Origin of the sequence: Streptomyces abikoensis (assembly GCF_014648775.1) — a bacterium.
Taxonomy (GTDB): Bacteria; Actinomycetota; Actinomycetes; order Streptomycetales; family Streptomycetaceae; genus Streptomyces; species Streptomyces abikoensis.
This window is the reverse complement of record NZ_BMRT01000015.1, coordinates 1-21,759: the sequence shown is the minus strand read 5'-3', so window position 1 is coordinate 21,759 and position 21,759 is coordinate 1. Positions and strand designations below refer to the sequence as shown.

Here is a 21,759-nt window from a genome sequence, read left to right as displayed (position 1 = left end):
AACGCCCCTCCGGCCGCGTAGCTTGGTCGCCAGCGCGGGTGACGGCCGCCTGGCCGCGCCCGTCGGATGATGTCGCCGGATGGCGGAGGAGTCGGGGAACAGTCTTGGCACGGAAGATCGGCAGCCGGTACACCGCCCACCAGGTCCTGGGCCGGGGCAGTGTCGGGACGGTGTGGCTCGGCGAAGGCCCCGAGGGGCCGGTCGCCATCAAGCTCCTGCGGGAGGATCTCGCCTCCGATCAGGAGCTCGTCGGCCGCTTCGTGCAGGAGCGCGCGGCCCTCCTCGGTCTCGACCACCCCCATGTGGTCGGCGTCCGCGACCTCGTCGTCGACGGCAACGACCTCGCCCTGGTCATGGACCTCATCCGGGGCACCGACCTGCGGACCCGGCTCGACCGCGAGCGGCGCCTCGCCCCCGAGGCGGCCGTCGCCATCGTGGCCGACGTCGCCGACGGCCTCGCCGCCGCGCACGCCGCCGGGGTGGTCCACCGCGACGTCAAACCCGAGAACGTCCTCCTCGACATGCAGGGTCCGCTCGGGCCCGCCGGCGCGCACCCCGCGCTGCTCACGGACTTCGGCATCGCCCGGCTCGTGGACGTGCCGCGCCCGGCGCCCGCCCGCGACCGCGAGCGGGACCGTTCGCCGGGCGCCCGCAGCGTCATCGGCACGCCCGACTACCTCGCCCCCGAGATCATCGAGGGCCTGCCGCCGCGCGCGTCCGTCGACGTCTACGCCCTGGCCACCGTCCTGTACGAGCTCCTGGCCGGCTTCACGCCCTTCGGCGGCGGCCACCCCGGGGCGGTGCTGCGGCGCCATGTGACGGAGACGGTGGCGCCGCTGCCCGGCATCCCCGACGAGCTGTGGCAGCTCGTCGTGCAGTGCCTCGCCAAGGCCCCGGCGTCGCGGCTGCGCGCCCCGGAGCTGGCGGCCCGGCTGCGGGAGCTGCTGCCGCACCTGGCCGGCATCCCGCCGCTCGACATCGACGAGCCGGAAGAGGAGGAGGCGGCGCCCTCCGCCGCGCCCGCCGGATACGCCGAGGGCACCCCCGCGCCCGCCGCCACCGCCGCTGCCGCGCTGTCCGAGCCGCGGCGGCGGGGCGTCGTGCCGCTCGTGCCCGGGGCCGGGGTGTCGGACTCCAGCCGTGACACCCACACCAGCATGCGGGTGCCCGGGCCGGAGGAGCTCGCGGGCGGCCCCCACGGGACGGCTCGCGCTCCGCGCTCGCCGGGGCAGCCGCGGGCGGGCTCCGCGCGCCACCGCTCCCCGGCGGAGAAGGCGCGGCGCCGCCGCATCCGCCTCGGCGCGGCGGCCGTCGCGCTGGCCGCGGCGGCGGGGGTCGGCGGCTGGTTCGCGACGAGCGGGGGCTCGGACGCGGGCGACGCGAAGCCGGGTGGCTCCCACCCGCCGGGCATCCACCGCACGGCTCCGCCGGCGACGGGGGCGCGGTAGCGGGTCCCGGCCCTCCCGGACCCCGAAGGGCGAGGGGGCCGGGGCGGGAGCCCCGGGAAACGGTGAAAGGGCGGGACCGGGGCCTCCCTCCCGCCGCGGCGGCGACCGGCCCCCACCGGGGAGCCCGGCGGTGCCGAACCACCCTCGCCGGGGCACCCGACGCGGCCCCCGAAGCGCCCCCGAAGCGCCCCCGGAGCCGATCCGGAGCCCGATCCGGGCCGTCCTTCGGACCGGGAAGCCCGGCGCAGCCGTTAGGCTGGGTGCGTGGCAGTCGTTGATGTATCCGAAGAGCTGAAGTCCCTCTCCTCGACCATGGGGTCGATCGAGGCCGTTCTGGACCTCGACAAGATGAGGGCCGACGTCGCCGTGCTCGAGGAGCAGGCGGCCGCCCCGTCACTCTGGGACGACCCGGAGGCGGCGCAGAAGATCACCAGCAAGCTGTCGCACCTCCAGGCGGAGCTGCGCAAGGCGGAGACGCTCCGCGGTCGCATCGACGACCTCGGGGTGCTCTTCGAGCTCGCGGAGGCCGAGGACGACGCGGACGCCCTCGCCGAGGCCGAGGCGGAGCTCACCTCCGTCCGCAAGGCGCTCGACGAGATGGAGGTCCGCACCCTCCTCTCCGGCGAGTACGACTCCCGCGAGGCCCTCGTCAACATCCGCGCCGAGGCCGGCGGCGTCGACGCCTCCGACTTCGCCGAGCGCCTCCAGCGCATGTACCTGCGCTGGGCCGAGCGCCACGGCTACAAGACCGAGATCTACGAGACGTCGTACGCCGAAGAGGCCGGCATCAAGTCGACCACCTTCGCCGTCCAGGCGCCGTACGCCTACGGCACCCTCTCCGTGGAGCAGGGCACCCACCGCCTGGTGCGCATCTCGCCCTTCGACAACCAGGGCCGCCGCCAGACGTCCTTCGCGGGCGTCGAGGTGCTGCCGGTCGTCGAGCAGACCGACCACGTCGAGATCGACGAGTCCGACCTGCGCGTCGACGTCTACCGCTCCTCCGGCCCCGGCGGCCAGGGCGTCAACACCACGGACTCCGCGGTCCGCCTGACGCACCTTCCCACCGGCATCGTCGTCTCCTGCCAGAACGAGCGCTCGCAGATCCAGAACAAGGCGACCGCCATGAACGTCCTCCAGGCCAAGCTCCTCGAGCGCCAGCGCCAGGAGGAGCGCGCCAAGATGGACGCGCTCAAGGGCGACGGCGGCAGCTCCTGGGGCAACCAGATGCGTTCGTACGTCCTCCACCCGTACCAGATGGTCAAGGACCTCCGTACGGAGTTCGAGGTCGGCAACCCGACCTCCGTCCTCGACGGCGACATCGACGGGTTCCTCGAGGCCGGCATCCGCTGGCGCAAGCAGCAGGACAAGTAGAACAACTCCCTCCGCTTGTTTGTCGCAACCCCCGCATAGCTGGACATCGCGCCCTTAAGTTCCTTGACGCTGCCCGGAAAACTGGGAAGGCTGGCGCGCGGCATGCGAATCACTGGGGCGCGTGTGGCGGGGGGCGAGCGGCCCGGCCCGTATGGCATGCGTTCACGACATGCGTACGGGGCCGGATCGGTCACGCCGTCCCCCTTCAGCGCCGCGGCCCCGTGCACAGCTGCTCCATCGACGAGTTCAGCTACTGGGGGTAGCAGGCAGATGACGAGTAAGACGCGACTGCGCGTTGCGCGCATAGCCGCCGGCGCGATGATCGCCGCCGGTGCTTCACTGACGGCCGCGGGTGCGGCCTCGGCCGCCGGTCTCGATGTCGAGGTCGGCGGTTTCGGCGTGAAGGGCGGCGCCGACGTGCGCGCCGCGGCCGCCGCCGACCCCACGACCAACCCGACCGAGATCCCGCAGCCCCCGACCACGGGCGGCTCCACCGGCGGTTCCACGACGGGCGGTTCCACGACCGGTGGATCCACCACCGGCGGTTCCACCACGGGCGGCTCGACGACCGGTGGCGAGACCACGACCGGTGGTTCCTCGACCGGTGGCGGTTCGACCACCGGCGGCTCCACGACGGGCGGCGAGACCACGACCGGCGGCTCCACCACCGGTGGTTCCACGACCGGTGGTTCCACGACCGGTGGCGAGACCACCGGCGGTGGTACGACGGGTGGCTCCACGACCGGCGGCGAGACCACCACCGGCGGCTCGACGACCGGCGGCTCCACCACGGGTGGTTCGACCACGGGCGGCGGCACGACCGGCGGCTCCACGACCGGCGGCGGCTCCACCGGCGGTTCCACCTCGGGCGGCTCCACCACCGGCGGCGGTACGACCGGTGGCTCGACCACCGGTGGTTCCTCGACCGGCGGCGGCTCGACCACGGGCGGCTCCACGACCGGTGGCGGTACCACCGGCGGCCACAGCGGCTCCGCCACCGGCGGCTCGGGCTCCACGGGCGGCGACGGCGGCGACGACGCCCGTACCTGCCCGGTCGACACCGACGGCAACTGCAACACCAGCCCCGACAACGCCGGCGTCCAGCCCGTCCAGCAGGGCAAGCCCAAGGAGGAGCTGGCCCAGACCGGCCCGTCCGGGCAGGGCGGCCAGTCCGGCCAGCCCGCGCAGGCCGGTCAGCTGGCCGAGACCGGTGCCGGTCAGACCACGTTCCTCGTGGTCGGCGCCGCCACGATGATCGCCGGCGGCATCGGCTTCCGGATGCTGCCGCGCCTGATCGACCGCGGCGCTGCCGCCGCCTGACGGCCCCGGCCGCATCAGCGCACGCACGACGACCGAGGCCCGGGACGCGGACAGCGTCCCGGGCCTCGGCCCGTAAGCATCGATATCGGAGAGCGACCGAGCCGCTACCCCGTGAAACCGCGCGCGAGCACCGCGAGGGCGACGAGCACCACCAGCAGCGCGATCAGCGCGGCCGGGGTCAGGCCGCCGAAGATGCCTTCCTGGTGCTGCAACCGCTCGCGGCTCGCCCGGCAGACCGGGCACCTGCCCTCACTGACAGGGGCCGCGCAGTTGGCGCACACCAGTCGGTCGCATGTCATGCGAAGTCCTCCTCCGGTACGTCCAACGCGCGGGAACGTCGTGCGGTTCCCCTTACCACTGTGCCAGCTTTACCGCCGTCCGGCGCGGCCGGCCCGGTGAAGCGCGAAATGGAACCCAATTGTCCCGTTGACTCCGGAGGCCGACTGCGCGTGCACGGACGGTTCGGTATGGTCACGCACACCGACGGGAGCCGCGAACGCGGCGTTCCGTGCCGCTCTCCAGGCCGACACGTGGTGCACTCGTGATCCGATTCGACAACGTCTCCAAGTCCTACCCCAAGCAGAACCGTCCGGCGCTCCGGGACGTCTCGCTCGAGATCGAGAAGGGCGAGTTCGTCTTCCTGGTCGGTTCCTCCGGCTCCGGCAAGTCGACCTTCCTTCGTCTGCTGCTGCGCGAGGAGCGGGCCACCCACGGTCAGGTCCATGTCCTGGGCAAGGATCTGGCCCGGCTCTCGAACTGGAAAGTGCCGCACATGCGCCGCCAGTTGGGCACGGTGTTCCAGGACTTCCGGCTGCTGCCCAACAAGACCGTCGCGGAGAACGTCGCCTTCGCCCTGGAGGTCATCGGCAAGCCCCGGGGCGAGATCCGCAAGGCCGTGCCCCAGGTCCTGGAGCTGGTGGGCCTCGGCGGCAAGGAGCAGCGGATGCCCGGTGAGCTCTCCGGCGGTGAGCAGCAGCGCGTCGCGATCGCCCGCGCGTTCGTCAACCGGCCGCGGCTGCTGATCGCCGACGAGCCCACCGGAAACCTGGACCCGCAGACGTCCGTCGGCATCATGAAGCTGCTGGACCGGATCAACCGGACCGGCACCACGGTCATCATGGCCACCCACGATCAGCAGATCGTGGACCAGATGCGCAAGCGCGTCATCGAACTCGAACAGGGCCGTCTCGTGCGCGACCAGTCGCGCGGCGTCTACGGCTACCAGCACTGAAACCGCCCGAGGGCACTGAAAGGACGCCATGCGCGCCCAGTTCGTCATGTCGGAGATCGGCGTCGGTCTCCGCCGCAATCTCACGATGACCTTCGCGGTGATCGTCTCCGTCGCCCTGTCGCTCGCCCTGTTCGGCGGTTCCCTGCTCATGCGCGAGCAGGTCGGCACGATGAAGGGCTACTGGTACGACAAGGTCAACGTCTCGATCTACCTCTGCAACAAGAACGACGCCCAGAGCCAGGGCGGCGCCTGCGCCAAGGGCGCGGTCACCGAGGACCAGAAGAAGGAGATCAAGGCCGACCTGGAGAAGATGCCGGTCGTCCAGTCGGTCCAGTTCGAGACGGCCGACGAGGCGTTCAAGCACTACAAGGAGCAGTTCGGCAATTCCCCGATCGTGCCCTTCCTCACCCCCGACCAGATGCAGGAGGCCTTCCGCGTCAAGCTGAAGGACCCCGCCAAGTACCGGGTGGTCTCCAGCGCCTTCTCCCAGCGGCCCGGCGTCCAGGAGGTGGAGGACCAGCGCAAGACCCTGGAGCCCCTGCTCAACCTGCTCAACGGCATGAACCTCGCGGCCCTGGGCGTGATGGCCCTGATGCTGGTGGTCGCCCTGATGCTGATCATCAATACGGTCCGGGTCTCGGCCTTCAGCCGGCGCCGGGAGACCGGGATCATGCGCCTGGTCGGCGCGTCCAGCTTCTACATCCAGACGCCGTTCATCATGGAGGCCGCCTTCGCCGGGCTGCTCGGCGCCGGCCTCGCCTGCGTCCTGCTGGTCAGCGTCCAGTACTTCCTGGTCAACAACTGGCTGGCACACCAGATCGACGTGATCCAGTTCATCGGCTGGGACGCCGTGTTCGCCAAGATGCCCCTGGTGATCGCCATCGGGCTGCTGATGCCCGCGCTGGCCGCGTTCGTCGCCCTGCGCAAGTACCTGAAGGTGTAGCGCTCCCGGGACGGCCCGGACGGCCCGAAGGGGCGGGATGGTGCAGAAGCTGTAGAGAGGCGTGGAACAGTCAAGGGCGTCGTACGGTCAACTCCCCGTACGGCGCCCTTCGGTGTCCTAGACTCACGCGCATGCCCGGCCCGACGTTGTTCGTACCGCCGCGCCGCGCCCGGCGCGGGGCCGCGCTGACGTTGGTCTTCATGGGGGCGCTGGCGGCGGGCGCCGCGACCGCCGCGTGGGGGGCCGCCGACGGGCGGTCGGCCCGGCCCCCGGCGGGGGAGCACGGCGAGCGGCAGGTGCTCTCCCACCCCGCCGGCCGGAGCGCCGTGGCCCCCCGCGCCGCCGACCGGCACGCCGCGGACCGGCACACCGTCGACCGCCGTGCCGTGGAGGCCGCCGCCGAGCGGGCCGTCCAGGACGGCAAGTCCGGCTCCGAGGCCGCCGCCGAGCTGCTGAGCCGCAGTGGGGACGCCTGGAGCGCCGTATACACCCCCCGGGAGTACGAGGGCTTCGCGCTCGCCCTCGACGGCGCTTACGTCGGCGTGGGGCTCACCACCCGGCGCGCCGAGGACGGCCGGATGGAGGTCGACGGGGTCCGCCCCGGCGGCCCCGCCGAGCGGGCCGGCATCGCCCCCGGCGACCGGCTCCTGACCGTCGACGGCGCCGACGTCACCGGCCGCCCCGTGACGGAGGTCGTCTCCCTGCTGCGCGGCGACGGCCGCTCCCTCGGCTCGTGGCCCGCCTCCGCGCCCGGCACGACCGTCCGGCTGGGCCTCCAGCGCGGCGCGGAGCGCTGGGAGCGGACGCTGCGCCGCGAGCGGCTGGTCACCGAGAGTGTCGAGGTCGAGGAGCTGAGCGGGGGCGCGGCGGGCACCCTCCCGGCCACGCTGATCAAGGTCAGTTCCTTCACCCGGGGCACCGGGGAGCGGGTCCGGGCGGCGGTCCGGGAGGCCGCGCCCGGCGAGGGGATCCTGCTGGACCTGCGCGGCAACTCCGGCGGGCTGGTCGCCGAGGCCGTCACGGCCGCCTCCGCGTTCCTCGACGGCGGGCTCGTCGCCACGTACGACGTGCGCGGCAGCCGGCACGTCCTGCGGGCCGAGCCGGGCGGGGACACCCGCCGCCCCCTCGTCGTCCTCGTCGACGGCGGCACCATGAGCGCCGCCGAGCTGCTGACCGGGGCGCTGCAGGACCGGGGGCGCACGGTCGTCGTCGGCTCCCGGACCTTCGGAAAGGGCTCGGTCCAGATGCCCAGCCGCCTCGCGGACGGCTCCGTCGCCGAGCTCACCGTCGGCCACTACCGCACCCCGGCGGGCCGGGCGGTCGACGGCGCCGGGATCACCCCCGACCTGGCCGTCCAGGGCCCCGCCGGGGACGGCGGCGAAGGCGACGCCGAGGCGCGGGGGCGCAGAGTATTGAGTGGCCTCGGGGGCGGGGCGTAGTGCGAGAATGACGGTGCTATGGCTAAAGACAAGAAAGAGTCGGGTCGCAAGCTCGTCGCGCAGAACAAGAAGGCGCGCCACGACTACCACATCCTGACCACCTACGAGTGCGGCCTGGTGCTCACCGGCACCGAGGTCAAGTCGCTGCGCCAGGGTCGCTCCTCGCTGGTCGACGGCTTCGTCCAGATCGACGGCGGCGAGGCGTGGCTGCACAACGTGCACATCCCCGAGTACGCCCAGGGGACGTGGACCAACCACAGCGCGCGGCGCAAGCGGAAGCTGCTGATGCACCGCGCGGAGATCGACAAGCTGGCCTCCAAGGCGGACGAGACGGGCCACACGGTCGTCCCCCTGTCCCTGTACTTCAAGGACGGCCGGGCCAAGGTCGAGATCGCCCTGGCGAAGGGCAAGAAGGAGTACGACAAGCGGCAGACGCTCCGCGAGAAGCAGGACCTGCGCGAGTCGAACCGCGCGATCGCGGCGGCGCGGCGCCGGCAGCGGGCGTCGGCGGCCGCGGCCCGGGGCTAGCCGGGGGCCGCCCCGGCGGGAATACGCTGGCCCCGCCCGGCGTCGTTCCAGTACGATGGGCAACGCAGCACACCGGGTGGTACCGGGTGCGCACCTTGAAAAAACAACATGGGGATGATCGGTTTCGACAGCGGATGTCGAAGCAGGGGAAGCGTGTCGAGGAAGCGGCAATGATCTCGTAAACCATATGTCGCAACCAATAATCGCCAACACCAAGCGCGATTCCTTCGCCCTCGCTGCCTAAGTAGCGACTTGCGAAGTGTCAGCCCGGGGCTGTTCCCGACCCGGATCCTGGCATCATTGAGGGAACTAAACCACTGAGCCCGGCCACGGGGCTCGGTGGGAAATCAAACAGTGGCTGAGCCCGTCGGAGACTTGTTCGCGTGATCTCCGGGGCCGAGAAAATCGCAGCGAACTGCACACGGAGAAGCCCTGATTCCGCACCGTTGGACGCGGGTTCGATTCCCGCCATCTCCACTCATCCCATGTAGACGTACGGCCCGCGAGTCCACCTCGCGGGCCGTACGTCTTTTCGTGCCCGGGGCGGTCAGGGCCTGTGCGGGCGCAGGGAGTGCAGGACGGTGGCGATCCCGGCCCTGACGCGACGCAGCAGCTCCTGACCGTGATGCGTGGGCCGCAGCACCCTCGCCGACGACTGGAGCACCCCGGAGACATAGACGTCGGTGGACACCTCGCCGGCCATCCACTTCCGTCCCGATTCGATGATCGCCGATTCCTGCTCACCCATGACCGTTCCCCCAACTGTCCGTAGTCGCGCATCGACTGTAGTGAGCCCCGGGCGGTCGCGCTTGCCTATTCACTTTTCCTACCCCCTGCTCGGGCTGCCGTCACCTGATCGTTCACCGCTCGGTTGCTCCGGTAGAGAGGGAAAGTGGGGGAGGAGGGCGCTCGATGTGCCGTACAGGGCCGCATAGACCCAGACGTAGTATTCGGACACCTTGTCCCGGGAGAGCTCTCCGGGGTTCGGGGCCTCGATGAACAGGATGCCCTTCAGTTCCGCGCCCGCGAATGCTCCCGAAACGATGGACGACCGGTATCCGCCGCCGAGCGTCACCGTGAGATTCGCATCGCGATCCAGGTTGTCCTCGGTGTAGATGGGGCTCTTCCGGCCCTTCTCCTTCATGGCGTCCATCAATTCGCCGAATTCCTTGGAATCCTTCCCGAATTCATTCGGCAGGCCGTTCTGGCCGCCCGAGACGGCGACTCTTTTGAGGCGCTCGTTTTTTCTGTCGTAAAGGTAGTACGCGACCCGTACGTCCCCGGTCAGGTTGTCCGCCAGCAGCGGGGTCAGGCGCTCGTGGATCTGTGCCACCTTGGTCGGCGCCTCGTGGGGCTCCTCGATGCAATCACCCATATAGGTGATCACCGGCGCCAGCAGCGCCTGCTGGCGCTCCCTCTCGGCGATGCGCTCCCGCTCCTGCTCGGCGCGGTCCTTCCGATGTCGCAGGAATGCCCACCCGGGAGGCACTGTCGCCAGGGCCGCGGCGAGGGCGTACCAGGAGGACTGCGCCAGGCCGTGGGTTTCCCTGGCTATCCAGTTGGCGATCAGAACAAGCGCGGGAGGCAGGACGGTGCACGCAAAGAAGAGCCAGTTATACAATTTCGATTTAATCGGGGTGTTCGGCATCGTACCTTCTTTGCGAGGCCCGGAGTTCCGCGAGGAGCCATTATCCCCGAGCTCTGCGTTCACCTCTCCGCTGAGGTCGGTGTGAGGTATCGGTGCGGGAGGGAAATCGAGGTAACCTGGGGGCGCATTTCTTATTCACGCGCCCCCGGCTAACATTCGTGCGCCCGCGTCGGCGCTGATGCGCTGCGCACGATGGGGTACGCGCGATGGGCCCTCAGAACAGTCGCGCCATGCCCACCGACACCGGGGCCACCTCGGTCCAGCCGAACTTCGCGTAGAGGTGGCGGGCGTCCCCGTCCGCGATCAGGGAGACATAGGCGCCCTCCGGCGCCCGGCGCTCCAGCTCCGCCGTCAGGGCCTCCATGATCCGCTTGCCCAGGCCCTGGCCCTGGTGCTCGGGCAGGACGCAGATGTCGACTATCTGGAGATGGCAGCCGCCGTCCCCGACGATCCGGCCCATGCCCACCGGCTCGGGGTCACCGTCCTGCCGGACGAGCACTCCGAACCAGGTGTTGGGGAGCCCGACGGCCGATCCCTCGACCGATTTCGCACCGAGGCCCGTCGCGGCGCGCAGGGCACGGTAGGTCTCTATCGCCGGTACCCCCGGGCGGAGTTCGTAGCTACGGTTCGTATGGGTGCTGCTCGCTTCGTCGCTCACGCGCGGAAGGGTAGCCGCCGTGCAACCGCCGGGCCGGACGGGCCCTCTTCCTGAGTGACATAGGGGGTGGCCGGTGAACTGGACACGAACTGCTGTCGCCGTGGTGGGCACGGGCACGCTGTGGCTGGGCGGGCCGGCCGCGGCCGTCGCGCACGACGGGGCCCGTGGCACTCCTGGGGATCCCGGTGGGGTGCAGGTGCTGCTCAACGGGGCCTTCGGCAACCGGCCCGGTGAGCTCATCGACATAGACGTCCGGGGACTGCGGGCCGCCTCCGGTGCCAGCGTCACCTCGCCCGTCTTCGACCGGCAGGTGCGGCTCGCGCCCTATGACAACGCCGGTGACCCCGCCGCCACCGGCCCGGACGCCGGCGAGGGGCTGCACGCGCGGCCCGCGATCTCGGCGCGGGCCCGGCCCGGGACGTATCCGCTGCGCGTGCACGCCGGCGGGCGGGTCGTCGCCGAGGAACAGGTGGAGATCAGGGCTCCGCGCCGGCCGGAGTTCCGGGTGGGCGCCAAGGACGACGTGCTGAGGCCCGGGGAGCAACTGGGCGTCTCGTACGACGATCTCTACCCGGGGGAGACGGGCGACTCCTTCGCCGTCGCCTCACCACTGCTTCCCGCGCCGGTTCCGCTGGTTCACGATCCGCGTGGCACTCATTGGAACAACCCCCGGATGTTCACCGCCCTCGTCTCCGTGCCGCCGGACGCCAAGGACGGCACGTACAAGGTGACGCTGACGGCGCCCGGCGGCCGGCGCGTCGACGAGAAACCGCTCGTCGTGCGGGCCGCCCGCGCCGGCGACAGCGACTACGTGGGCAGGGCGCGCGGCCCGGCCTTCTTCCCCTTCGACGGCCGCCCGGAGGCCGCCCGCGCGTACGGCCACCGGGTTCCGCCGGGCGGCACGGTCAACGTCCTGTGGCGCGACGCCGCCCCCGACCCCGGCGAGGACGACCGGCTCACCGCGACCTCGCCCGCCTTCGAGCGCCCGGTGCCGCTGCGACGCGACGACAGCAAGGCGAGCGACGGCGACGATCCCCGCTACTTCGGGCCCGCCCGGATCCGGCGGGGGCTGGAGGCCGGCCGCTACCCCGTGACCGTGATCAGCCACCACGGCCGGGTGAAGCGGACGGGGCATCTCCAGGTCACCGGCGCGACGGTGGGGGCCCTCGCCGCGAAGGCGGCCGGTGACGACGGCCCCGACCCTCTGGCGATCGTCGCGGGAACGGGCGCGGGGCTCGCGGCGCTGGGCGTCGGGGTGGGGGCGGTGGTGCTGGTGGTGCGGCGGAGGGGCCGGGGTCGGGGCGGGCCGGACCCCGGCGGGGGCTGCGCTCTTCGCGGTTCCTGGTAACCCGTCACCGCTCACCCCGCACCTCGCACCAGCGGCGAAGAACGCTTTACGCCCCCATCGGGGCCCGTCCCGCCCCGCCCCCTCCTCGCCGTGTCTGCCGTGCCCGCCCCCGGATGTGGCGGATTCGGGTGCGGAGGGTGGGGTGTGCGGGCTCGGTCGGCTCGGTCCAGCGCGGGGGAGTGGTGAGGAAGAGGAGCATGCCTCTACGGTCGTCGTCGGTGGGGTGTGGGGTCCAACACCTGATGGGTGGCCATTCACGCGCCTGTGTTGTTAACTGCCGTGCGTGTCCGTGTCCTACGCCTCGTTCGACGTGGAGCCGCGGCTGCTGCGCGCCTTCGTGACCGTGGCCGAGGAGCTCCACTTCACGCGCGCCGCCGCGCGGTTGTACCTCGCCCAGCAGGCGCTCAGTCGTGATATCCGGCGCCTGGAGCGCGAGGTGGGCGCCGAGTTGTTCTCCCGGACCACGCGCGCGGTCGCGCTCACCGCGGAGGGGGAGCGACTGCTGCCGTACGCGCGCCGGGTCCTCGCCGCGTACGAGGAGTTCGCGGCGGCGTGCGCGGGGGAGAGCCGCCCCCTGCTTGTGGACGTCGGCGGCCCGGTGAGCACCGGCCGACGGGTACTGGCGGAGGCCCGGCGGTCGGCACCCCGGCTGGAACTGGTGGCCCGCTATCACTCCGGCCTCACGGGCGCGGCCGAGCGGATCCTCGCGGGGCGGCTCGATGTCTCCTTCGGCCGCGTTGCCGGCCTTCCGGCGGGCGTACGGGCCGGGCTGGAACATCTGCCCGTACGGCTGGAGCGGATGGCCGTACTGCTGTCTGATGATCATCCTTTGGCGGGGTGTGACCGGGTGCCGCTGGACGCGCTGCGGGGCGAGACGCTCTACGCGGGTGCGGGCAACCCGGACACGGCCGAGTGGACGGACCTCGCCGAGCGGCTCTTCGCCGGCCGGGGCATCGCCGTGGCCGAGCCGTTCCCGGGGATCGAGGGTGAGGAGGAGTTCGTCCGCGTCATCCGGAAACGGGGGTGGGTGGTGCTGGCGAGCGAGGAGTTCATCGAGGTGCCGGGGATGGTGCTGAGGCCCCTGGTCGATCCGGTGCCGCTGTCGCCCGTGGCGATGGTGTGGCGGCGGGGACTTCGGCATCCTGGGCTCGACGCGCTGCGGGACGCCGTACGGGAGTTGGCGGGTGCGCGCGGGTGGCTGGAGCGACCCTCGGGCTCTTGGCTGCCGGAAGCCGACGTGGCTGGAATGAGTGTGAGTTGAGCGCTGTTGTGTCTGATCATGACGGATGTTGATCAGAACGTTAAGCGCTCCTTTCTCTTTCTGCTGGGCAGTGGCCGCGAGGGCGGCAACACGGAGACACTGGCACGGGAGGCGGCCGCCCAACTCCCCTCCGACGTACGGCAGACCTGGCTGCGGCTGAGCGACTATCCGCTCCCCCCGTTCGAGGACCTCCGCCACAGCGAGGACCGCACGTTCGCCCCTCCGGCCGGCAACGAGAAGCTCCTGCTCGACGCCACGCTCGACGCGACCGACCTGGTGATCGCTTCACCGGTCTACTGGTACAGCGTCTCCGCCGGCACCAAGCTCTACCTCGACTACTGGGTCAACTGGCTGAGCCTCCCCGAGCTGCGCTTCCGCGACCGGATGCGGGGCTCCACCCTCTGGGCTGTCGCCGCCTCCAGCAACGAGGACCGCACGATCGCCGAACCCCTCCTCGGCACACTGCGCGCGTCCGCCGCGTACATGGGCATGCGGTGGGGCGGGGGACTGCTGGGTTCCGGGACCAGGCCGGGGGCGGTGCGGGAGGACGCGGACGCCATGGCGGGGGCGAAGGGGTTCTTCTAGCTGCCGCCGGGGCCGGACAACTCCGCCAGGAATTCCGTCCAGGCGGGACGACCGAAGTGAAGAATGGCCCGGTCCGGTGAATTCGAGTCGCGTACCCATACCTTTCGAAAGTGGTAGGCGACTTCGACGCATTCGTTGTTGGCGCTGGCGCTGAAACTGCTTCTGTGCCAGTGCAGACGAGGGATTCCGTTGCCCATGTGAGTCCCCTTCCGGCTGGGTGCTCCATCCAGAATGGCAACCCGGCGTTGATGAGGGAAGGGGAGTCTCGGCGGACTGCGGGATATCGCTGGAACACAGTATTTACACGCATATATACAGCTACGGTTACGGTCGTGCGCCTCATCCTCTAACCTGGGCCCAACTGCTTCCTCTGTCGGAGGACCTCATGATGAGCGCAGATGCCAACGGTCCGCCCCGGAACGTGAGGCGACTCCTGTGGGCGGTCTACATCCTTGCCGCAGGTATCACGGCGACCGGTGTGGGAGTGCTGGCGGCTTCGGTCGCCGGGCGATCGGTCCTGGTGCAGGTCGTGGCCTCGGGGCTGGTCGTACTCGCGGCGGGGGTGGTCGCACCGACCGTGCTCAGCCTGGTGTTTCGGTCGTGGCCTCCTCTCCGTCCAGCCCGCCGCCCTGCTGCTCCGGCACGCCGACAGGCGGGCTCCCGGCGCTGAGGAGGGATGTGCGCCTGGAAGCGCGTGATCGACGCCGCACCGTCACCGCTGCCACCGCGGATGTGCCGAGAGAGCAGGAGAGCACCGCCGTCAGCACCGCTCCCGGGTCGGGTATCAGCAGGAGCACCACCGTCAGCGGCGCCGAGACGACCACCAACGGCGGCACGGTGACCAGCAGAATCAGATGGAGCGTCCTGCGGGAATCCGGTAGGACCTCCCGCAGGACCACATGGACGGCGTCCCAAGCGTCCTTGATGTGCTGCCTGGTGCTACCACTGGCCATTTTTCTGCAACTCGTTCGCATGTCCCCGTGCCGATGGCGCGGCCGCGGCGGGGCTGACTGTGCACTTCACGACATACTCCGATATCAACCGACTTCCGATCGGACACCCCGCTGCCCTGCAGCTGCCGCTGACGTGGGGACGAATCTCACTACGTCATCACGCCGGCCTCTTCCTGCGATGTGGTGACGGGCTGTTCGCTCAATCCTTCGATCGCGTTGTCCACCAAACGGTGGAGATCCTCTCGCGGCGCCAGTCGCTCCAGCTCCCAGAAGCGCTCCAAATACATTGCGGTCGCCTCGGGTGCGTCACTGAAGACGGATTCGCCTGTGTATTTCTCCAGATAGAGAATGTGGTCGATGTCCCCGTCGAACTCGAGCAGGACGAAGGGGCCTTGCAGGCCGACGTGCGCGCCGGTCGTGAACGGGACGACCTGGACGGAAACGCCGGGGCGGGCGGCCATCTCCTTGAGATGGTTCAGTTGCCCCCGCATCACCCCGGGGCCGCCGACCCACCGGTGGAGCGCCGCCTCGTCAACGATGAAGAAGAACTCCGGCCGCCCGTCGCTCTCCAGGAGCTCCTGACGCTGTTGCCTGACTTCGATCAGGCGGTCGAGCCGATCGCCCGCGAGATCAGGTGCGAAAGCGAGGTTCACCGCCCGGGAGTACTCCTCGGTCTGCAGCAGGCCGGGGATCAGCAGCGGCTGGTATGTGCGCACGATGGACGCGGAGGTCTCGTACGACAGCAGGTCCAGGAACGGTTTCGCGAGCAGCCCTCGGTACTCCCGGTAGGGCATCTTCCGGCTGGCGCGGGCCAGCGACAGGAAGAATTCCACCTTCTCCGGGTCGGTGATCCCGTACTCGCGCACGAGTGCCCGGAGGTCGTTGGTGGAGATTCCCACCTGTCCTGCTTCGATACGGATGAGCTTGGAGGGGCTCCAGTCCATCCGTTCGGCCACTTGGAGCTGAGTGAGCCCTGACTTGGTGCGCGCTTTCTTGAGCTCCGTGCGTAGTTGTTGCCGCTGTACTACGGCACCCGGAGTAACCACGATTCCTGGTCCTTCCCGCACATCAGGGCACCGTGGGACGCCCTAATCTGCAAGCTAGCAGTTTGGGTGGTGCTTGTCGGCCCCTGGCGCTTGGGCAGTTCAAACCGACGGATGGCGCTGACCAGCGAATTCGACGCCGATCATCAAGCCGATCATGGCATGCGGCCAGCTGGCTCAGTGGGTGCCGCCTGTCCTCCGGTCGGCTGATTGCCTCGGCCCTTCCCGTAAGGTCGATCTTCGCTCTGACGCACTTCTGTCGCCTATCTTGTGCGGCCGATTCGGCACTATCCCTGGTCAGGACGACTATTGGATTCATAGGCGCGCGGCCCGGCGCCCTCGCCGGCCGACGCGCGATACGGGTGATCAAGCGCTCCCGATGCACCAGGGCCTTCTCTGTGAGAAGCAGCGGCCCTTGCCCCACGACGCGGATCGTCGTATGGCGAACGTTGGTCGACTGGCCCGCAAGGAAAGGGGAGCAGTTCGTACATCCGTGTCCGTGGTACTCCGTCAGCAGGCGTGCCACGGCTCCCCTGGGCGGCCGACCCCTGACGGGCGCTCAGGCGGCGTCCGGACACCCGGGAGGCCTGGCGGAAACCCGTGATCCGCCCCTTCCCGCCGTCCGCCCCACCGGGCACCCTGTAACGGCGGGGGATCCCGGGGAACACCCATACGGAAAAGGTGACGACGCATGGCACCGGCCGCGGCGGCCACGAATGGTCTGAGGTTCGACTGCGGGCGGCTCTGCCTGGACCTGCTGGCCACCGCCGAGCCACCGGACCGGCTCGACGGCCCCCGGCGCTTACGGGCGTGGCTGGCCGGGGCCGGGGTCGTCCCGCCGGGCACGCCGCTCGACGCCGTGGACGGCGGGTGGCTCGCGCGCTTCCAGGCCGCCCGGGAGCTGCTCGCGCGCGTGGTGCACGCCGAGCTCGACGGGGACGGCCGAGTCGCCGGGCCCGACCTGGAGCGGATGAACGCCCTCGCCGCCACCGCCCCGCCCGCCCCCGTGGCCGCCCGGGGCGCCGACGGGCGGCTCGTCCGGCGGCTCGCCGGCGCCCCGGACTGCGGCGCGCTCCTCGGGCAGGTCGCCCGCGACGCCGTCGATCTGCTCACCGACCCCGTCGCCAGAGGACAGCTGCGCCGTTGCGAGGGCGAGAACTGCCCCCTGATCTATCTCGACACCTCCCGCGGCCGCCGCCGACGCTGGTGCTCCAGCGAGGTCTGCGGAAACCGCGAGCGCGTGGCCCGGCACCGCCGCCGCGCCGGCGAACCCCTCCCGGTGGGCGACAAGGCATGACGGCGCGGCGGCACTGAGCGGCACTGAACGGCGCTGAACGGAGAGCCGCCGCCCTCCGTACTCCTGGTCGAAGGGCCATGGCACGGCCACGGCCCGGCGGCGACACCCCGGCCCCGTGCTCTCGACCAAGGGGGAAGGCTTGCGCAAGGATGCCGTCGTGGCTGACAGGACCAGTCCGGACGAGGACCTCATGCGGTCGCTCTACGAGGAGCACGCGGGTCCCCTGCTGACCTTCGTCCTCCGGCTCGTGGCGGGCGACCGCCAGCGGGCGGAGGACGTCGTCCAGGAGACGCTGCTGCGCGCCTGGCGCAACGCCGACCGGCTGCGCGGCGCCACCGGCTCCGTACGGCCCTGGCTGATCACCGTCGCCCGGCGCATCGTCATCGACAACCACCGCAGCCGGCAGGCCCGGCCCCCCGAGGTCGACCCGGGGCCACTGGAGCTGCTGCCCGCCGCCGACGAGATCGACCGGGCACTGCGCCTGATGACGATCTCCGACGCGCTGGGCGACCTTTCCGAAGCCCATAGAGAGGCCCTGATCGAGACCTATTTCAAAGGACGTACCGTGAGCGAGGCGGCGGAAGTGCTGGGTGTACCCGCCGGGACCGTACGGTCCCGGGTGTTCTACGCGCTGCGCTCCATGAGGCTCTCGCTCGAGGAACGAGGAGTGACGGCATGAACCGGCCGGCACCGCACCATGAGCACCCGCACCGCGACGACGAGCACACCGCCGTCGGTGCCTACGCGCTCGGCGTGCTGGACGAGGCGGACACCGCCCGTTTCGAGGAGCACCTCGCCGACTGTCCCCGGTGCGCCGCCGAACTGGAGACGCTCCTGGGCCTCACCACCCCGCTCCTCGCCGAGCTCAAGGAGGCGACGCCCGACCCGGCGGCCCTCGTGCCCGAGCCCCGCCCCCACCTGCTGGACCGGCTGCTCGACGACGTCACCGTCACCCGCAGGGCACGGCGCACCCGCCGGTTGTGGCTGGTCGCCGCCGCCGTCGCCCTGATCGTCGCCGGGCCGTTCGCCGGCGCCGCCCTCATCGGGCAGGACACCGGACACGGCCACACCGGGGTGAGCGCCGCCAAGGAGATGTACGACGAGGGCGAGAAGTACGGCGGCGTCACCGACCCCGTCACCAAGGCGAACGCCACCGTGTCCCTCCAGGACAAGGCCTGGGGCACCCATGTCGCGCTCAAGCTCGGCAATGTCAAAGGGCCCCTGACCTGCGATCTCGTCGCCGTCGCCAAGAACGGCCAGGAGCAGGTCGCCACCACCTGGGCCGTCCCGGAAGCCGGCTACGGCATCGACAAGGGCGACAACAAGAGCGGGAGTCCCTCCGGGTACCAGGGGCCCGCCACGGAGCCCCTCTACACCCACGGCGGAGTCGCGTTCAACGAGAAGGACATCGTCCGCTTCGAGGTCCGCACCCTCGACGGAAAGCACCTCGTGACCGTCAATATGTGATCCGTCAACAGCCGACACTCGTGGCAAACCCCTCATGTCCTGACAGGTGCGCTCACTACCCCTGTTCGCGTACGGTTGACGGCTGCCCTACGCACAGCAGAAGGGGGCCTGGGTGGCCGCGCAGAACGCCACACACGCGCACGTGGCGACAGGATCGGCGACGGAGTCCGAAGGGATCCGGGACCGTGAGATCGGTGCCGAACAGCACCATCTCGACCGGGTGTACCGACGCCTCGAGGAGAAGATCCACGAGGCGGAGTTCCTCATGGACGACGCGGCCAAACGCGGCCAGGTCGGCACCCCCGGAGCGCTCGCCGAGCGCGACGCCCAGGTGTTCCGCGCCGGTGTGCACCTCAACCGGCTGAACAACGAGTTCGAGGACTTCCTCTTCGGCCGGATCGACCTCCTCCTCGGCAAGGACGGCAAGAAGGGCCCCGACGGCGCCTACACCTCCGTCGAGCCCGCCGACGACGCCGTGCGCGGTGACGAGGCCGAGATCGCCGAGACGCTCCACATCGGGCGCATCGGCGTGCTCGACGCCGACTACTCCCCGCTCGTCATCGACTGGCGGGCGCCCGCCGCCGCGCCCTTCTACCGGTCCACCCCGGTCGCCCCCGGCCGGGTCGTCCGCCGCCGGGTCATCCGCTCCAAGGGCCGCCGCGTCCTCGGCGTCGAGGACGACCTGCTCCGCCCCGAGCTGCGCGCCACCCTCGACGGGGACGCCCTGCCGGTGGTCGGCGACGGCGCCCTGATGGCCGCGCTCGGCCAGGCCCGCAGCCACACGATGCGCGACATCGTCGCCTCCATCCAGGCCGAACAGGACCTGGTCATCCGCGCCCCCGCCGCCTCGGTCACCGAGGTCGAGGGCGGCCCCGGCACCGGCAAGACCGCCGTCGCCCTCCACCGCGCCGCCTACCTCCTCTACCAGGACCGCCGGCGCTACGCGGGCGGCATCCTCGTCGTCTCGCCGACCCCGCTGCTCGTCGCCTACACCGAGGGCGTCCTGCCCTCGCTCGGCGAGGAGGGCCAGGTCGCCATCCGCGCGGTCGGCAACCTCGTCGACGGCGCCGAGGCCGAGGTCTACGACGAGCCGGACGTCGCCCGCGTCAAGGGCTCCTCCCGGATGGTCAAGGTGCTGCGCAAGGCGGTCCGGGGCGCCCTGGACGTCCCCGCCTCCGGCGCGGAGGTGCCCGAGCGGCTGCGCGTCGTCGCCTTCGGCGCCCGGATCGAGCTGGGAGCCGACGAGCTGCGGCGCATCCGGAACACGGCCCTCGGCGGCACCGCCCCGATCAACCTGCTGCGCCCCCGCGCCCGACGGCTGATCCTGGACGCCCTGTGGTCGAAGTCCGGCGGCCCCCGCCGCTACACCGACCCCGAGCTCGCCGCGGAGGCCCGGTCGGCCTTCGACGAGGACATCACCACCGAGGACTACTTCATCGAGTTCCTCGACGCCTGGTGGCCCGAGCTCACCCCGCGCCGGGTGCTGGGCTGCCTCGCCGACGAGAAGCGGTTGAACCGCTGGGCCCGCCGGGACCTCAACCCCCGCGAGATCCGCAGGCTGGCCCGCTCGCTGCGCCGGCTCGACGCGGCCGGCCGGGGCCCGCTGTCGGTGCACGACGTGGCGCTGCTGGACGAGCTGGAGACGCTGCTCGGCGTCCCGGCCCGTCCCAAGAAGCCCCGCGAGGCCGACCCGCTCGACGCGCTCACCGGGCTGGAGGAGCTGATGCCGCAGCGCACCGAGTCCCGTCGCGAGCGCGCCGAGCGGCTCGCACAGGAGCGCCGCGACTACGCGCACGTCATCGTCGACGAGGCGCAGGACCTGACGCCCATGCAGTGGCGGATGGTGGGCCGTCGCGGCCGTCACGCCACCTGGACGATCGTCGGCGACCCGGCGCAGTCCTCCTGGTCCGACCCCGACGAGGCCGGCGCCGCCCGGGACGAGGCGCTGGGCACCCGCCCGCGCCGCCGCTTCCGGCTCACGGTCAACTACCGCAACCCGGCGGAGATCGCCGAGCTGGCGGCGAAGGTGCTGGCGCTGGCCATGCCGGGAATGGAGTCGCCCTCGGCCGTGCGCTCCACCGGCATCGAGCCGCGCTTCGTGGTCGGCGGCGCGGACCTCGCCGCGTCCGTGCGCGCGGAGGCGGAGCACCTGCTGGCGGACGTGGACGGCACGGTCGGCGTGGTCGTCCCCATGGGCCGCCGCGTCGAGGCCCGGGAGTGGGTGGCCGGGCTGGGCGACCGCGTGGTGGTGCTGGGCAGCCTGGAGGCCAAGGGCCTGGAGTACGACGCGACGATCGTGGTCACCCCGGCCGGGATCGCCGACGAGTCCCCGGCCGGTCTGCGGGTGCTCTACGTGGCGCTCACGCGAGCCACGCAGCGGCTGACGGTGATCTCGGGCGAGCGGGACGACCCGGACGAGCTCGGGGTGCCCGACCTGCTGCGCGACTGAACGGGCCGAAAGGGGCCGCTACGGGCCCGCCGGCGTGGGCCGGATGGCCGGACCGGTGCGGCCGAACGGCCTGTTCCAGCCGCCCGTACGGCCCGATCCGCCGCCGGAACGCTCCGTACGGAATCAGTTCAGCGGACTGTTTGTTAGCCTGGATACGACACCGGCTCGATCCAAGCCCCCGGGCCCAACCTTCGTCGCTACGAGCGACCACTTGCCGCGAGGCGAGCATGGCGGGTCGGTGTCGCTCTTTGTGAACCGGCGGGCGTTCTTCCTCTGCGGAAGGGCGCCCGCCGGTTTTTGTCTTCCCAAGTTTCCCAAGATTCCGGAAGCTTTCTTCCGGAATGAGGGCCGGGTTACCCCCTACTCACCGGTAGGTGGGACGATCGAACGTCTCGTCCTCCACGGGACATGTCGCGTCTTCGTGACGCGAACCACGCCGAAGCGATCCAACCAAGCGAAGAACAGCGAAAGCAGGGGAAAGCGGCCATGGCAACGGCGCCCAGCGTCTCGTACTCGATGACGGTCCGGCTGGAGGTTCCCGCGTCGGGGACCGCGGTCAGTGAGCTGACCACGGCCGTGGAGTCCTCCGGCGGGTCCGTGACCGGCCTGGACGTGACCGCTTCCGGCCACGAGAAGCTGCGCATCGACGTCACCATGGCCACCACCTCGACCGAGCACGCCGACGAGATCGTCGAAAAGCTCCGCGGCATCGAGGGCGTCACCCTGGGCAAGGTCTCCGACCGCACCTTCCTGATGCACCTCGGCGGCAA

22 protein-coding genes and 1 other RNA gene are annotated in these 21,759 nt (G+C 71.1%); 16 read left to right on the top strand and 7 right to left on the bottom strand.

The window, feature by feature from the left end; all coding sequences use genetic code 11:
- Positions 1–104: 104 nt before the first annotated feature.
- The 3 genes from IE096_RS30125 (at position 105) to IE096_RS30115 (ending at position 4,139) form a co-directional block, all read left to right on the top strand.
- Positions 105–1,448, top strand: a complete 1,344-nt coding sequence (locus IE096_RS30125; RefSeq protein WP_189457114.1) for a serine/threonine-protein kinase — start codon at positions 105–107, stop codon at positions 1,446–1,448.
- A gap of 264 nt (positions 1,449–1,712) precedes the next feature.
- Positions 1,713–2,819 carry a peptide chain release factor 2 gene (gene prfB, locus IE096_RS30120; protein WP_189457112.1) on the top strand — a complete coding sequence of 369 codons (1,107 nt, stop codon included), beginning with the start codon at positions 1,713–1,715 and terminating at the stop codon, positions 2,817–2,819.
- A 270-nt stretch (positions 2,820–3,089) separates the two neighbouring features.
- Positions 3,090–4,139, top strand: coding sequence for a hypothetical protein (locus tag IE096_RS30115; protein ID WP_189457110.1), 1,050 nt, complete (start codon positions 3,090–3,092; stop codon positions 4,137–4,139).
- Between the two features lie 104 nt (positions 4,140–4,243).
- Here the strand turns inward: IE096_RS30115 and IE096_RS30110 are convergent, their stop codons facing one another.
- Complete coding sequence (locus IE096_RS30110; RefSeq protein WP_189457108.1) at positions 4,244–4,438, bottom strand: hypothetical protein; 195 nt, start codon at positions 4,436–4,438, stop codon at positions 4,244–4,246.
- 242 nt (positions 4,439–4,680) lie between these two features.
- Here IE096_RS30110 and ftsE point away from each other — a divergent pair, with 242 nt between their 5' ends.
- The 5 genes from ftsE (at position 4,681) to ssrA (ending at position 8,760) form a co-directional block, all read left to right on the top strand.
- The gene (ftsE, locus tag IE096_RS30105; RefSeq protein ID WP_126914385.1) at positions 4,681–5,370 is read left to right on the top strand and encodes a cell division ATP-binding protein FtsE; all 690 of its coding nucleotides are present in this window, start codon (positions 4,681–4,683) and stop codon (positions 5,368–5,370) included.
- 28 nt (positions 5,371–5,398) lie between these two features.
- A complete protein-coding gene (gene ftsX, locus IE096_RS30100) occupies positions 5,399–6,313 on the top strand; it encodes a permease-like cell division protein FtsX (protein ID WP_126914384.1) in 915 nt (304 codons plus the stop codon).
- Positions 6,314–6,444: 131 nt separating this feature from the next.
- Positions 6,445–7,752 carry a S41 family peptidase gene (locus tag IE096_RS30095; protein ID WP_189457106.1) on the top strand — a complete coding sequence of 436 codons (1,308 nt, stop codon included), beginning with the start codon at positions 6,445–6,447 and terminating at the stop codon, positions 7,750–7,752.
- Between the two features lie 18 nt (positions 7,753–7,770).
- Positions 7,771–8,280 carry an SsrA-binding protein SmpB gene (gene smpB / locus IE096_RS30090; protein WP_189457104.1) on the top strand — a complete coding sequence of 170 codons (510 nt, stop codon included), beginning with the start codon at positions 7,771–7,773 and terminating at the stop codon, positions 8,278–8,280.
- A gap of 110 nt (positions 8,281–8,390) precedes the next feature.
- Positions 8,391–8,760: a transfer-messenger RNA gene (gene ssrA / locus IE096_RS30085) on the top strand.
- Positions 8,761–8,827: 67 nt separating this feature from the next.
- Here the strand turns inward: ssrA and IE096_RS30080 are convergent.
- From IE096_RS30080 to IE096_RS31695, 3 genes are all read right to left on the bottom strand, one after another.
- A complete protein-coding gene (locus IE096_RS30080) occupies positions 8,828–9,028 on the bottom strand; it encodes a hypothetical protein (protein ID WP_189457102.1) in 201 nt (66 codons plus the stop codon).
- Between the two features lie 78 nt (positions 9,029–9,106).
- The gene (locus tag IE096_RS30075; RefSeq protein WP_189457100.1) at positions 9,107–9,928 is read right to left on the bottom strand and encodes a hypothetical protein; all 822 of its coding nucleotides are present in this window, start codon (positions 9,926–9,928) and stop codon (positions 9,107–9,109) included.
- Between the two features lie 214 nt (positions 9,929–10,142).
- The gene (locus IE096_RS31695) at positions 10,143–10,586 is read right to left on the bottom strand and encodes a GNAT family N-acetyltransferase (RefSeq protein WP_229820716.1); all 444 of its coding nucleotides are present in this window, start codon (positions 10,584–10,586) and stop codon (positions 10,143–10,145) included.
- 73 nt (positions 10,587–10,659) lie between these two features.
- On the opposite strand from IE096_RS31695, the gene IE096_RS30065 reads away from it, so the two are divergent.
- The 3 genes from IE096_RS30065 to IE096_RS30055 all read left to right on the top strand — a co-directional run bounded on the left by IE096_RS30065 (position 10,660) and on the right by IE096_RS30055 (position 13,780).
- On the top strand, positions 10,660–11,934 hold the full coding sequence (locus tag IE096_RS30065; RefSeq protein WP_229820715.1) for a hypothetical protein: 1,275 nt from the start codon (positions 10,660–10,662) through the stop codon (positions 11,932–11,934).
- A gap of 283 nt (positions 11,935–12,217) precedes the next feature.
- On the top strand, positions 12,218–13,195 hold the full coding sequence (locus IE096_RS30060; RefSeq protein WP_308430399.1) for a LysR family transcriptional regulator: 978 nt from the start codon (positions 12,218–12,220) through the stop codon (positions 13,193–13,195).
- An 18-nt stretch (positions 13,196–13,213) separates the two neighbouring features.
- A complete protein-coding gene (locus tag IE096_RS30055) occupies positions 13,214–13,780 on the top strand; it encodes a flavodoxin family protein (protein ID WP_189457094.1) in 567 nt (188 codons plus the stop codon).
- Here the strand turns inward: IE096_RS30055 and IE096_RS30050 are convergent.
- The 3 genes from IE096_RS30050 to IE096_RS30040 form a co-directional block, all read right to left on the bottom strand.
- A complete protein-coding gene (locus tag IE096_RS30050; protein WP_189457092.1) occupies positions 13,777–13,977 on the bottom strand; it encodes a DUF397 domain-containing protein in 201 nt (66 codons plus the stop codon). The two genes, IE096_RS30055 and IE096_RS30050, sit on opposite strands and share 4 nt — an antisense overlap.
- Positions 13,978–14,361: 384 nt before the next feature.
- Entirely contained in the window at positions 14,362–14,733 is a 372-nt protein-coding gene (locus IE096_RS30045) for a hypothetical protein (RefSeq protein WP_189457090.1), read from the bottom strand.
- 149 nt (positions 14,734–14,882) lie between these two features.
- On the bottom strand, positions 14,883–15,779 hold the full coding sequence (locus IE096_RS30040; protein ID WP_189457089.1) for a helix-turn-helix domain-containing protein: 897 nt from the start codon (positions 15,777–15,779) through the stop codon (positions 14,883–14,885).
- Positions 15,780–16,467: 688 nt separating this feature from the next.
- Between IE096_RS30040 and IE096_RS30035 the strand changes: the two genes are divergently transcribed.
- The 5 genes from IE096_RS30035 to IE096_RS30015 all read left to right on the top strand — a co-directional run.
- Positions 16,468–17,073, top strand: coding sequence for a CGNR zinc finger domain-containing protein (locus IE096_RS30035; RefSeq protein WP_189457088.1), 606 nt, complete (start codon positions 16,468–16,470; stop codon positions 17,071–17,073).
- A 139-nt stretch (positions 17,074–17,212) separates the two neighbouring features.
- On the top strand, positions 17,213–17,752 hold the full coding sequence (locus IE096_RS30030; protein WP_189457087.1) for a sigma-70 family RNA polymerase sigma factor: 540 nt from the start codon (positions 17,213–17,215) through the stop codon (positions 17,750–17,752).
- Positions 17,749–18,540 carry an anti-sigma factor family protein gene (locus IE096_RS30025; protein WP_189457086.1) on the top strand — a complete coding sequence of 264 codons (792 nt, stop codon included), beginning with the start codon at positions 17,749–17,751 and terminating at the stop codon, positions 18,538–18,540. The genes IE096_RS30030 and IE096_RS30025 overlap by 4 nt, the downstream gene beginning before the upstream one ends.
- 112 nt (positions 18,541–18,652) lie before the next feature.
- The gene (locus IE096_RS30020) at positions 18,653–20,989 is read left to right on the top strand and encodes a HelD family protein (RefSeq protein ID WP_229820713.1); all 2,337 of its coding nucleotides are present in this window, start codon (positions 18,653–18,655) and stop codon (positions 20,987–20,989) included.
- Positions 20,990–21,475: 486 nt separating this feature from the next.
- Positions 21,476–21,759 (top strand): ACT domain-containing protein (locus IE096_RS30015; protein ID WP_506005078.1); only part of this gene is annotated, 284 nt, incomplete at its 3' end.